The 13,058-nt window shown below is 44.0% G+C and carries 11 protein-coding genes; 2 read left to right on the top strand and 9 right to left on the bottom strand.

Annotated elements, in window-relative coordinates:
• Nucleotides 1-145 precede the first annotated feature (145 nt).
• Nucleotides 146-1,354 (bottom strand): macrolide family glycosyltransferase, encoded by a 1,209-nt coding sequence (locus BLV50_RS04060; protein WP_090806049.1) that lies wholly within the window; start codon nucleotides 1,352-1,354, stop codon nucleotides 146-148.
• Between the two features lie 81 nt (nucleotides 1,355-1,435).
• Nucleotides 1,436-2,404, bottom strand: a complete 969-nt coding sequence (locus BLV50_RS04055) for a LacI family DNA-binding transcriptional regulator (protein WP_090806047.1) — start codon at nucleotides 2,402-2,404, stop codon at nucleotides 1,436-1,438.
• A gap of 166 nt (nucleotides 2,405-2,570) precedes the next feature.
• Between BLV50_RS04055 and BLV50_RS04050 the strand changes: the two genes are divergently transcribed.
• Nucleotides 2,571-4,004: a glycoside hydrolase family 1 protein gene (locus BLV50_RS04050; RefSeq protein ID WP_072732692.1), complete on the top strand. Its 1,434-nt coding sequence runs from the start codon at nucleotides 2,571-2,573 to the stop codon at nucleotides 4,002-4,004.
• Between the two features lie 129 nt (nucleotides 4,005-4,133).
• Here the strand turns inward: BLV50_RS04050 and BLV50_RS04045 are convergent, their stop codons facing one another.
• The 6 genes from BLV50_RS04045 to BLV50_RS04020 all read right to left on the bottom strand — a co-directional run bounded on the left by BLV50_RS04045 (nucleotide 4,134) and on the right by BLV50_RS04020 (nucleotide 10,853).
• A complete protein-coding gene (locus tag BLV50_RS04045) occupies nucleotides 4,134-5,138 on the bottom strand; it encodes an ROK family protein (RefSeq protein WP_090806045.1) in 1,005 nt (334 codons plus the stop codon).
• 117 nt (nucleotides 5,139-5,255) lie between these two features.
• Nucleotides 5,256-5,843 carry a sugar O-acetyltransferase gene (locus BLV50_RS04040; protein ID WP_090806043.1) on the bottom strand — a complete coding sequence of 196 codons (588 nt, stop codon included), beginning with the start codon at nucleotides 5,841-5,843 and terminating at the stop codon, nucleotides 5,256-5,258.
• A 41-nt stretch (nucleotides 5,844-5,884) separates the two neighbouring features.
• Nucleotides 5,885-6,460, bottom strand: a complete 576-nt coding sequence (locus tag BLV50_RS04035) for a sugar O-acetyltransferase (protein ID WP_177031112.1) — start codon at nucleotides 6,458-6,460, stop codon at nucleotides 5,885-5,887.
• A 241-nt stretch (nucleotides 6,461-6,701) separates the two neighbouring features.
• Nucleotides 6,702-7,865 (bottom strand): MFS transporter, encoded by a 1,164-nt coding sequence (locus BLV50_RS04030; protein WP_090806041.1) that lies wholly within the window; start codon nucleotides 7,863-7,865, stop codon nucleotides 6,702-6,704.
• Nucleotides 7,866-7,970: 105 nt separating this feature from the next.
• Nucleotides 7,971-8,729 carry a TrmB family transcriptional regulator gene (locus tag BLV50_RS04025; RefSeq protein WP_064638684.1) on the bottom strand — a complete coding sequence of 253 codons (759 nt, stop codon included), beginning with the start codon at nucleotides 8,727-8,729 and terminating at the stop codon, nucleotides 7,971-7,973.
• 87 nt (nucleotides 8,730-8,816) lie between these two features.
• On the bottom strand, nucleotides 8,817-10,853 hold the full coding sequence (locus BLV50_RS04020) for a catalase (RefSeq protein ID WP_371129217.1): 2,037 nt from the start codon (nucleotides 10,851-10,853) through the stop codon (nucleotides 8,817-8,819).
• Between the two features lie 233 nt (nucleotides 10,854-11,086).
• Between BLV50_RS04020 and BLV50_RS04015 the strand changes: the two genes are divergently transcribed.
• Complete coding sequence (locus BLV50_RS04015; RefSeq protein ID WP_063563578.1) at nucleotides 11,087-11,350, top strand: hypothetical protein; 264 nt, start codon at nucleotides 11,087-11,089, stop codon at nucleotides 11,348-11,350.
• Between the two features lie 82 nt (nucleotides 11,351-11,432).
• Here the strand turns inward: BLV50_RS04015 and BLV50_RS04010 are convergent, their stop codons facing one another.
• Nucleotides 11,433-13,046, bottom strand: a complete 1,614-nt coding sequence (locus BLV50_RS04010) for a type 2 periplasmic-binding domain-containing protein (protein WP_090806038.1) — start codon at nucleotides 13,044-13,046, stop codon at nucleotides 11,433-11,435.
• Nucleotides 13,047-13,058 lie beyond the last annotated feature (12 nt).

Here is a 13,058-nt window from a genome sequence, read left to right as displayed (position 1 = left end):
TTGTGAAATGTGTAACTTGTTAAAACATGTTTCAACTTGAAGCCACATCATCTATAATAATGCAGCTTCTCTTGAAACGTCTTGTTCAGTATACCGCATGGTTCAGGTCCGGAAATGCTTCAATTTTGAATAATTAATGACTGAACTATCCGTGAATGAAATGTTGAGTTTTAAATTCAAAAATCGCATCAACAGCATAATGATATCCGCCTGATTTTCGAAAGGATTCCCTCAAATTCGCAGCAGCTTTCTCAAAAGAAGGAACGCTCAACACATGATCCACAGCTTCACGCAGCTGACTGGCAGTCAAGGTTTGCATTTGTAAGCTGATACCTGCTCCTCTACTAACAACCTGCTCAGCGATGATCGGCTGATCGGCGCTTTGAGGGAGTATAATGAGGGGAACCCCATAATATAAACCTTCATTGGTACTGTTCATCCCGCCATGTGTAATAAATAATTTAGCGGACTGCAATACATCCATTTGTGGAACATAACGTTTAACCATAAAATTCCCCGGAATTTCTCCCAGATCCGTAATTTGTGTTCTATCCCCTACAGACATGACGATTGTATGATCGGTATTCCCCAATGCTTCCAAGCAAAGCTTATAGAAATCAAGAGCTTGGTTAAAAATTGTACCCAGTGAAATGTAAATAGGTCTTTTCCCTTTAATTGCTGTCAGGTCGAAGTCTTCATGCGTTAATCGCGAGAAGATGGACGGACCTACAAAATGATACGTGTGGTCGAATGCATCTCCATAAGGCTGAAATTCCCTTGTTGTATATACGATGGTAAGCGGCGCGGGATTGCAAAACACTTCGTAGGGAGAAGCAATCTCCACATCATATTTTTCCTGTAACCTGATCGTCAGGCTATGGAGTGTATCGTTTATAGGTTGGGCGATTTCGGTAGGAACATTTAAGAAAAAGTGTTGCATCAAATGATCGAAAGATTCTTCATTCTGCGCAAAAGAAGTGCATGAATTAATTGCAGGCAGCTTCAGAATTTGCGCAAGTAAACGTCCGCAGCCAAACATGGAATCATGGATGATGTAGTCAAAATGTTCACCCTTAATCTGTTCAAGCACGCTCGGAATGACGATATCTGCCGTAAGTAAAAGACCGTTGACTCGCTCGAGCACATAATCTCTGCCACCTGAGACAAAGGCTTTAATGAATTTTTGACCGTCAAAGGTTCGGACTATAGCCCCCGTCTTTTCCATACGTTCCCGATAAGCTTCTATAGTGAAGTACACGACCTCTTCCCCGCGTGAAATAAGCTCTTGCACGACGCCAATTGTTGGATTGACATGACCCTCTGATCCACCGTTAATAAATAAAACACGTGCCATAACGATCCCTCCTTTGCTATGCTACGTTCTCTAAAAGGTGTAAGAATTCGTATGCAATGATGTGCTTTTCCCCAAAAAAATTTAGGTGGTTGCACGTTCTATCAGTTGAAATTCCAATTGCTGAGGCTGTAGCTCCTGCTTGCCAAGGACGGCCCATAATCGATGAAAGGCCTGCGTAGCTTGTTCTGCAATTGGATTATGTATGGTTGTTATTCCAAGCACACGCGACAACTCAATGTCATCGAAACCAACAATAGCAAGTTGTTCAGGAACTTGTATATTCTGTTTGCGTGCTTCGGACCAGATTCCAATTGCTGCATAATCATTCGAACATAACACCGCTTGAGGAAGTTCTGGCCCACTTGCCATTCTTCGCATCGCCTCTTCTCCGTCAGATGAGCTGAACACGGAATATTGATAAGCTTCACGCAATACAGGCAGACCCTTATCTGCCATAAATGATTCATAGGCTTCCCGCCGACTCTGAGTATTCAGGCTTTCTGCTCTGCCAAAGGCATTGGCAATGCGGGTATAGCCTTTGGACACCAGATGTTCAAGAGCTAGCCTGTAGCCTTGCGCCTGGTCTATAGCCACTGACGGAATTTCGTCATCTCCCATCCGCTGCCAAGATACAATCGGACCATACTCGCAGTAGGCTTTCAGTTTGTCTGGATGATTGACACAGGTCATAATCACCAGTCCATCTACTCGTTTACTCCGCAGATCCTCGAACGCCTGCAATTCAATCTCTTTATCTCCACGCGAAGTATAGATCAGGGTCTGGAATCCATAATCCATCGCTGTATCAATGAATTGATTCATGAACGTAATAATAATTTCGTTGGTTGCGGATGTGACAATTCCAATTTGCTTGGTCTGTCCGGTAGATAACGAAACGGCATTTCGGTTCGGGATATAGTTGAGCTGTTTCATGATTTGCGTTATTTTCTGCCGGGCCTCGTCACTCACATGTGGTGAATGATTAATTACTCTGGACACCGTGGCCTTCGAGTAGCCGGACAGCTTCATAATTTCATCGAACTTGGACACATGAAGTCTCCTTTCTTGCTGACTTTCTATGATGATTTACAGTTTGCCTCAAAATAAATAAAAAGTAAAACTTGACGTGTAACCCGTTCCAACGATTAAGCTTTTTTTATGCAGTGCTGCTGTATGTAATATTCACAACGAATTCATAACGATTGGAGCGATACACATGACTCATTCTCAACATCCATCATTTCATTTCCCTGAAAACTTTCTGTGGGGTGGTGCGATTGCCGCCAACCAGGCTGAAGGTGCATATAATCTAGGTGGCAAAGGTTTGTCCACTCAGGATGTGGCTCCCAAAGGTATCATGGGTCCCATTACTGAAGAACCGACTGAAGATAACATGAAACTGATCGGGATTGACCTCTATCACCGTTATAAAGAAGACGTGAAGCTGTTCGCTGAGATGGGATTCAAGGTATTCCGTACTTCCATCGCCTGGTCCCGTATTTTCCCTAAAGGCGATGAGCTGGAACCCAATGAAGAAGGCCTTCAATTCTATGATGATCTCTTTGACGAGTGTCTTAAATACGGAATCGAACCACTGGTCACCCTTTCCCACTACGAGACACCTCTCCATCTCTCCAAGGAATATGATGGCTGGGTTAATCGGAAGATGGTCGGCTTCTACGAGCGTTATGTGACTGCTGTATTTAAACGTTATCAAAATAAAGTGAAATATTGGCTCACGTTCAACGAAATCAATTCGATTCTGGAAGCACCATTCATGAGCGGTGGGATCTACACACCAAAAGAGAAATTGAGCAAGCAGGATCTTTATCAGGCAATACACCATGAGTTTGTAGCCAGCGCTTCTGCTGTGAAACTCTGTCATGAGATCATTCCAACTGCACAGATTGGTTGTATGATGCTCAGTATGCCGACCTATCCACTAACACCGAATCCCGATGACATGATTAAAGTGATGGAATTCGAACACAGCAATTATTTCTTCGGAGATGTACATGTGAGAGGCCGCTATCCTGGATACATGAAACGTTACTTCCGTGAAAATGGAATCCAGATTCAGATGGAAGATGGCGACGAAGACATGTTGCTCCATACCGTCGACTTCATTTCTTTCAGCTATTACATGAGTATCTGCCAAACGGCTGATCCGGATAAACAAGTCGCAGGTGAAGGTAACCTGCTTGGAGGTATACCTAACCCTTACTTGCCTGCAAGTGAATGGGGATGGCAGATCGATCCGCAAGGACTGCGTTATGTTTTGAATATGTTCTATGACCGTTATCAGAAACCACTCTTTATTGTGGAAAATGGGTTGGGCGCTGTGGACGAGCTTATTACCGGATCTGATGGTGAAAAGACAGTTGAAGATGACTATCGCATTCAGTACTTGAATGATCATCTTGTTCAGGTCGGGGAAGCCATTGAAGACGGCGTTGAAGTTATGGGTTATACGTCCTGGGGATGTATTGATGTGGTCAGTGCTTCGTCAGCACAATTGAAAAAGCGTTATGGTTATATCTATGTTGATCGCCATGACGATGGTTCAGGAACACTCGAACGGTATCGCAAAAAGTCGTTCCACTGGTACAAAGATGTCATCGGCAGTAATGGCAAAAGCCTGAAACGCTAAGAATGGATACACCTGGAGCAGGTACATTCCTGCTCTCCCCCAGCAGAAAACAAGGACATGCATTGGTATACGATGTGATGATGTATTGTTTTCTGCTGAGGGATTTTTATTAATATGGGAGTCCCGTCTTCAGTTGAATTGGACCAGGTCCGGTTCCAACGATTTCAACGTTAACCATCTCATCCCTGCTTCAAAGTCTTCCTGGAAGGAATCGATCAGAATGATGTCAGGATAAGATGGCATCGACAGATCGCCTTGATACATTTGCCACGCTTGAACCACTGCATCTTCTTCAACCATCTTCTGGTAAATCACAACCTGGTCTGGAGCAAGAATCGCATTTACCATTTGAATCATTTTGCATACCGTTGCAATAAACGCTTCCTTTTCCACTGTATCATACCAATCAATTCCCATAGGAAGGTATTTGACTTCCCCGGCCATGCCAAGTTTTCCTTTGATCACTTTACCGTCCACATAAATGCCCATGCCTGGAGGATATTTGGTTGGAAAATAAATTCCGATGACACACTGATCCTCGTCTAACTCTTTTTTTGCGCAATATCCGCTAATTGCAGCGTTCACATCATTTTCCACCATGACTGGTAATCCGAACTGTGCTTCAAGATCTTCAATCATGCGGACACCTTCTAACTGCCGGTGACTGCTCACCGTAATTTCCCCATTCACGGTTTGCCCCGGAATACCGATACCGATGACTTTAATGGAAGCATGTTGAGCCAGTACGTTCCCAATGATTTCATAGAAGTGTGTCTGGTCAAAGGCGGGCATCGTATATTCTTCTCTGAACACCATGTTATCCTCTAAGTTAATGACAGTGGCTGTGATCAAATCCTGCCCCTGCTTTTCGTTGATATACATGACCAAAGCCAAGCTAAAATCGTAATTATATCTGTAGGTTAATGCAGGTCTCCCCCCGTTGGAAGGTACTGTCTCGTCCTCAAACAGTTCACCCAGTTCACACAACTCTTTGACCAGTGAATTGACGGTTACTACACTGAGCTTGGTCAAAGAGGCCAGTTGTGGCTTGGTTGCTGTTTCTACCCGTTTCATGACCTGGCGTACATGGTTTATATTAATTTCTTTCATCAAATACGCGTTCGCTATTTTCATAAGCACCCCTACTCCATAGTTTCTTCTCCAATGTAGTAACTATACAATATCTCCAAAGGGTTTAAAAACACCCGATGAAAAAACATCGGGCATTCTGAGGGTTCGTATACATTTGTGTTAGCTTCTTCTATACTTCGTTTTGTCTGCTTCCGTTATTTTGCGAATCACTCTGCATGGATTACCCGCAGCAATTACATCCGAAGGAATGTCTCTGGTAACTACACTTCCTGCACCGATGATTGTGTTATCTCCAATGGTCACACCCGCAAGCACAGTCACGCCGCCACCAATCCATACATTATTGCCCACTGTGATGGGACCTACAATTTCAAGCCCTTCGTTACGTTGTTCCACATCATAAGGATGACCAGCAGTGTAGAATCCACAATTCGGTGCAACAAAAACGTTGTCACCAAACCGGATTTTAGCTCTATCCAGCATAACTATATTATGATTGCTATAAAAGTTCTCGCCAATTTCAATGTTATAGCCGTAGTCACATACAAATGGCTGCTCGATCAGGAAACGATCCGTCGTTTTTCCAAGCAACTTTTTGATCAATACTTCTCTCTCAGTGATCTTACCTGGATGAAGCTGATTGTACTCGTAACAAAGTCCCTTCGCGTACAACCGCTCATCAATTAATTCTTTGTCGTAATTCGCATTATACAGTAGTCCCAGTTGTGATTTCTCTTTTTCAGTCATGAATTCTTATGCCTCCAACTCTTCTGTCCAAAATGAATAGATTAAAGCTCTATCTCTCTAATGATTCTAGCAGGATTTCCACCAACAATCATATTGTCCGGAACATCTTTTGTGACTACGGCACCGGAAGCAATAACGACATTGTCCCCAATGGTGACCCCTGGATTAATGACTGCCCTGCCTCCGATCCATACATTATTTCCTATGGTTACTGGCTTACCATACTCTGCACCTGTTATCCGTTCGAATGGATTCAAGGGATGGGTAGCAGTATATATGTGAACATCAGGTCCCATTAAACAGTTATCCCCAATGCGCACTTCACATACGTCAAGTATCGTACAGTTAAAGTTGGTATAGAAATGCTCTCCAACATGAATGTTGTATCCATAGTCAAAATGAATGTTCGGTTCCATGCTCAGGTGTTCACCCGTTGAACCCAATAGCTCTTTCAATACTTTTGTACGGAGCTCACCATCTGTTTCTGTAGTCTGATTGTACATGCGTGTCATTTTTCTAGCATGTTCCCTGTCTTCAGACAATTGGGGATCGGAAGCCAAGTACAGCTCACCATCGATCATCTTTTGTTTTTCCGATTTTGTTGTAATACTGCTCATGATTGTTTCCCCTTTACGTCTATATTAATTTTTGAACCGTTAAATTAAGATACTTTATAAAGCTATAATAATTATATGGGATAACCTAAATAAATCAAGTTCCTTTGCAAATTGAATATAGAGATATTATGCCTAATGTTATTAAAAAAACCTCTGCGATCCAATAATTATTGGATCGCAGAGGTTTGCTGAAGTAAAAAAATATATAGCAGTTTGCAAAGACAACTTTTAAATCAACACATTATCCAGCCGCCTGAACAGTTTGCTCCTTGCGACTAATTGCGTAAACGGCCGACACCAGACCCATAAGGATCAGAACCGATCCCACCCATCCTGTATACATAATGGACGAATGATCGATAACCATCCCACCTATATAGGTTCCCAGAGCAATACCAGCATGTGCAATGCCTGAATTGGTGCTAATTAACGTTTCAGCCGTTGCCGGTGAGGTTTTGATAATCAGACTATTCTGTACCGGTGTAACGGTCCAGCTTAATGCACTCCAGATACTTAGCAGAATCAAGAAGGCAATTAAAGGCAACCCGGTACTAAATGGAATAACCGCCATGCTTATGATAAAGGGTATCAGCACGATAATAATGGCTTTGGCTGGGTGCAAGCGATCTGATAATATGCCGCCGATTCCTCCCCCTGCCACAGCAGCGATACCAAACATCATATAGATAAAGGTGACCATTGTTGAGCTGGCTCCCAGCGCTTCCTGGAGAAATGGTGTGAAATAAGCATATAACGTTAAGTGTCCTGCGAGCACAAGCAATGTTGTAACATGGATTGCCAGCATTTTCGGGTTCCATAGAGCAGTAAGCTGCTTCTTCAGGGATACTGCCGGAATCGGCTGCACACGATCCATGGCAATGCCAATGGCAACCATGACTACTGCAGTCAAAATCGCGATCAACATAAACACTTCACGCCATCCTGCGATATTACCCACAAAGATTCCGAGAGGTACCCCCAGAATCAGTGATGCACTTCCTCCCATCGTGATTATTCCCACAGCACGCCCTTTATATTGGGGCTCCACAATACGAGCTGCGAGCGTCAAAGACAGGACAAAAATCAGCGAGCCCGTTGCAGCCCCCAATGCTCTGCCTGCCAAAAGAATATAGAAATTAGCACTGAACGCAGAGATGAGATTGCTGATTAGAAAAACGAATAAAGTGCACATATATACTTTTTTACGTTCGAATCTAGCCGTCATATTTAACAAAATAGGCGCAGATAACGCATAGACAAGGGAGAAGATGGAAATTAAATACCCGGCTTTGGCCAAGGTCAGATGAAGATCTGTTGCAATCAAGTCCAGAATCCCGCCTAAAATGAGTTCAACGGTACCAACCACAAATGCCGCGATTGCCAGGACATATACTTTTTTATTCATTTTTGAAGCCTCCTCGAAAGTTACAACTACGATAGTAACTTAATCAAGAGAAGATTTCAATACAAAAAAGCTATTCTCCGAAAGAATAGCTTTGGAACCATCGTTTTAATAAATTAATCGCGCCAGCAGACGTGCGATTTCTTCGTCCTGAAGCAGCTGGTCACCATATTTTTTGGTAATTTGAGTAAGAGCGACGTCATGATAGAAATAATCCGTCATTGCTTTAACAATCGGTTTGGACGTTGTCTTGATGGCCTTCCATGAATCATGTTCGATTCCTGCAAACAAGAGATAGCCATGGTCAACAATGATTAGCTGCGAGGGCTCAAGATTACTGTCCTCAAGCATCGGAATTAACGAATATTTATGGGTTAGAGACGTTTGCAGTCCTCCTACAGCCAAGACCTCTACATGTACCCCTTCGGCCTCTTTTCTCTCCAGAAGCTCCCGGTATTTCTCCATTTGCTCGTTCCAGGCCAGAAAAAGGATATACGAATCCGCTTCCTCAATGAGCTGTTCAATGTTCGATGCAATGGATGATGCATCCTTCAATGTCCAGATATGTTCATCTGTGAATGTACGTTTGATTTTATATGTCTTTAATTCCTCAATATCCTTCTCAAAGTCAGCCCTAATTTTGAGGATAATGGACTGAAGATCAACCGCCATGTACAATTTTTTCTTCCCATGCATAGTTGTTAGGACGATTCCCTTATCAATAAGCCGATTAAGCACTTCGTATATCTTAGCCTTGGGTACATTGGAGTAATTAACAATGGATGTGGCATCGAGCGGTGCATCCTGCGCAAATATGGCCTCATATACCTGACTTTCATATTGTGTAAAACCGAATTTCTGCAACATGGTTTGGATCGGAGCATCCCTTCTTGGTTGTATCGTTCTATACAGTTTAGACGCCTGAACTTCCCATGTCCAGTTTATCCCACCTAATTACGTTCGATCCCAAAAGCGTTGCTGGGTCATTGCTTGAATGAATTGCTCTGCAAACGCCGCTGGTTGTTGTTCCACAATGACGCCAGGTTTGCCGATAATACCGACTGGCTGGATCAGTGCCTCCCCCGTCGGTGTAGCTCCTACCGGTTTAAAATGATTGTACGTTTCAATGGCATAGGATCGGGTGTATTTCTGAAAATAATTATCTTCCTTCTGTCCTCCAACAATGAATAACCCATCATATACTAAAGGTGATCCGGTCAAAAAGCTGTCATCCACTTTCAACTCCACACCGCTCGTTCCATGGACCACACCTTGTCTTTCATGAACAATGACTGGACGAAGTCCCGCGCTCTTAAACTCATCCAAAATGTATTGTGTGCTGGGACCATCAAATCCTTCACCGACAATCACCCCGACGCGCAGTGTCTTGGGAGAAAATACGGTATTGGCCATGCTTAGCGCAGGGGAGGATTTTGTCACCGTAGATTCGGAAACCTTAGGTACAGCGACTCCAAGCTCGCGAGCCAGAATGGTTGCCAGCTCTGTGCTGATATTCCCTAACATATCGACGACCTGTTGGCGAATCGAAACATCTTTTACTTTCCCAAGCTCAAACGTGAGTGCCTGAATGATATGACCCTTCTCCACACCAGTCATGCTGTTCCAGAATAAACGTGCCTGTGAGAAATGATCCAGGAAACTAGCTGCCGTTTTTCGTTCCTTGAGACCTTGCACCGTGGAAGGATACGTTACAAACCCACCTTTTGTACCGGGCACAGTATAGGGAGAATTATTGGCAAGAGAGTTATCGTGATAGGCGACTCTTCCTCGATCAATGGTGTAGCGGGAAGCACCGTCTCTCTGGTTGTTATGTACAGGGCACACGGGACGATTGATCGGCAATTCCTGATAATTCGTGCCCACCCTTGCCAATTGTGTATCCGTATACGAGAATAGCCGGCCTTGAAGCAGTGGATCATTGCTGAAATCAATGCCACGTACAATGTTGCCAGGATGGAAAGCCGACTGTTCCGTTTCCGCAAATACATTCTCGACATTTTGGTTAATCGTCATTTTGCCAATGATTCGTACCGGAATGTCTTCTTCTGGCCATAATTTCGTTGCATCCAAAATATCAAAATCAAACTTGAATTCATCCGCTTCCTCCAGCACCTGTATTCCAAGTTCGAACTCAGCAAAGTTACCTGCATTGATATTCTCCCACAGGTCCCTGCGATGAAAATCCGGGTCCGCACCGCCCAGCTTCTGCGCCTCATCCCACACAAAAGAATGCATGCCAAGTACAGGCCTCCAATGAAATTTCACGAATCTGGATTTGCCTTCTTTGTTCACCAGCCGGAAGGTATGTACTCCAAATCCCTGCATCATTCGAAAGCTTCGCGGTATCGTGCGATCCGACATAATCCACATGACCATCGCTGCCGACTCCTGATTATTGGCGATGAAGTCCCAGAAGGTATCGTGCGCAGTGGAGCCTTGTGGAATTTCATTATTGGGTTCCGGCTTCAGTGCATGAATCAAATCCGGGAACTTGATCCCATCCTGAATGAAGAAGATCGGAATATTATTGCCGACCAGATCAAAGTTGCCTTCTTCGGTATAAAACTTCACTGAAAACCCACGCACATCCCGATTCGTTTCGTTCACTCCTTTGGAGCCTGCAACCTCGGAAAAACGAACGAATAGCGGTGTCTTCACACCGGGATCCTGAAGAAAATGTGCCATCGTTAACTCTTCAAGTGACTCATATAACTCAAATTCACCGTAGGCTCCATATCCCCGGGCATGCACAACTCTCTCCGGAATGCGTTCCCGGTCAAAGTGAGACAGTTTCTCACGCATCAGAAAATCTTCAAGCAGCGTGGGTCCGCGATCCCCCGCTTTTAGCGAGTTACTATCATCCGATATTTTAACCCCTTCGTTGGAAGACATCTCTTTTCCGTTATTATCCCGAAGAAAGGCATTTCGCTGTTCTATCTTTTTGTTCTCATCCATGGGTTCCTTGCTCATTCCAATCACCTCCAGCATTATATGTATGGGACTGGAAGTACACTTATGATTGACTGATACACCATACTTTGGTCCGAATCATGTGTGTGAATTACAAATATGAATTGCATGAACTTATCAATGGGTATAACTGGGGATTGTCCCATTTATGAAATATCGCGTCCTTTGTCTAGCACCTTCCTCATTCCCTTTTCATTTACTATAAAGAATCTAATAGAAAAGAGATGATGAGGATGGCTAGTGTAAAAGCTGTTCCACAACCGGATTTGGTATTGATCTACTGGTCCAGAAATCCGCTCGTTCCCGGTTCTGCTCGCCGAATCAGAAGTGTGCGTGTGATTGGGAACACATCCCCTTGTACCTTCACACTGGTGCGTGGTGCATTGCTGATTAATGCCTTAAACTGTTTGCTGGACAATGATATTGGTTTTAAAGTGGTGTATAGCAAAAAAACATCGAGCATCAGTGGCGTTTTATTATTGAAACGCAGATCTTAAACGAACAAACAGGTGCCCTCCTTCAATAAGGAAGTGCACCTGTTTGTTATTTAATCAATGAATGATGTGACTGAACTCCACTCTATTTGACGTTCATATAACGTTCGAAGGCATCATTACGGATGGTCAGTAACTGTTCAAGTCCCATATCATTCAACTTTTTGATATAAGCATCCCAGCCGTCTTCGATGCCGCCTTTGGTTACCCACTGAGCTCGCATCGTCGCTACATAACCGTCAATATCCGTTGTCAGCGTTGGCAGCTCCTGGAACTCTTCAGCATTGTACATAACCTTAGGATAAGGTGTCGTTACATCGGCACTGCCCAACTGATCAATTTGCAGCTTGAGTCCGTCACCAGCCTTCGGATTAAGCTTAATTTTTTCTTCAAAGGAAGGGCTTACATATTTGGGTCCGAAATCACGCAGGGATTGATCCCAGTACCAAGCATCGGCGCTAGTGCCTGCTGGCGGGTCCATCAGCGTATATGTGCCATCATCATTTTTCTTAATTACAGTTCCGATCGCACCCCAGAAATTCTGAATGCTGGCTTCGTTGGAATAGAACTGATCAGCCCAGCGTGCCGCTACTTCTGGAACAGTACATGAACTTGTAATCAGCAGTTCATTACGGGCCAGATTCATACCGCCTGGATCACCTGGTTGATAGCGTTTGCCATCAGGTCCGGCAATAGGCGCAATCGCTTCATATTCGTCGCTCCACTTGCCAAATACCGCATCGGGTGTCCACTGGTTGCTGAAGCCGACGATTGGAATGTCTGCATTTTGCCATTTGGCTGATGTCATTGTATTGTCTTGTGTGAACAGTTCCTGATCAATCAACCCTTCTGAATACAGCTTGTGTGTATAAATAAGAGCTTCTTTATAGGCGTCAGTCGTTGGGAAGAAGACCGGTTTACCGTCCTGCACAATCATACTGCTGGCATTAATGTCAGTGATTCCAAATGGATTGAGGAAATCCACATTCAGACCCGTTTCCGTGTACGGAATTTCGTCCTTTTTTCCATTTCCATTCGGATCTTTTTCCTTAAACGCTTTCAACACTTGATACAGTTCTTCTGTTGTCGTTGGTGCTTTCAGCCCCAGCTTATCAAGCCAAGCCTTATTAATTACAGGCTGGTTCCGGCTCTTCGGACGGGCAGGCAGTCTTGTTGGCATGGAATAGATTTTGCCATCAGGAAACGTACTGATTTTCTTCATATCTGGCGTCTCTTGCATAGCAGCCTTCAAGTTGGGCATATACGAGTCAATGTACTCATCCAGTGGACGGAAATAGCTCAGGTTGTTTACAATGTCCGAATCGCTGAACACCTGGTCACCCAAGATAATGTCCGGGAGTGTACCACTGGCAAGCATAATGGATTTCTGCTCCCCCCAGTCATTAGAGGACATGACCTGCCACTCAATCTTCACATTGGAATCCTTCTCCAAATCCTTGAGCCATTGGTTCTGTGTAAAAGTGTCTCCCATATTCCCCCAACGAACCGTCAGTACCTTGAGTGTGACCGGTTTATTGACAATCGGAAGACCTTCCTGGTTAAAATCACTTGAAATCGTAGTCTCCGCAGGTTCACTACTATTTCCACTACTACAACCAACAACGCTGACCAACATGGCCGACACGAGAAGCAGGCTGTTCATTTTGGTGAATAACTTCTTGCCTATCTTTTTCCCCATTTGGGAACCCCC

This window comes from Paenibacillus sp. 276b (genome assembly GCF_900107875.1).
Classification (GTDB): domain Bacteria; phylum Bacillota; class Bacilli; order Paenibacillales; family Paenibacillaceae; genus Paenibacillus; species Paenibacillus marchantiae.
This window is presented reverse-complemented; position numbering and strand designations above follow the sequence as displayed.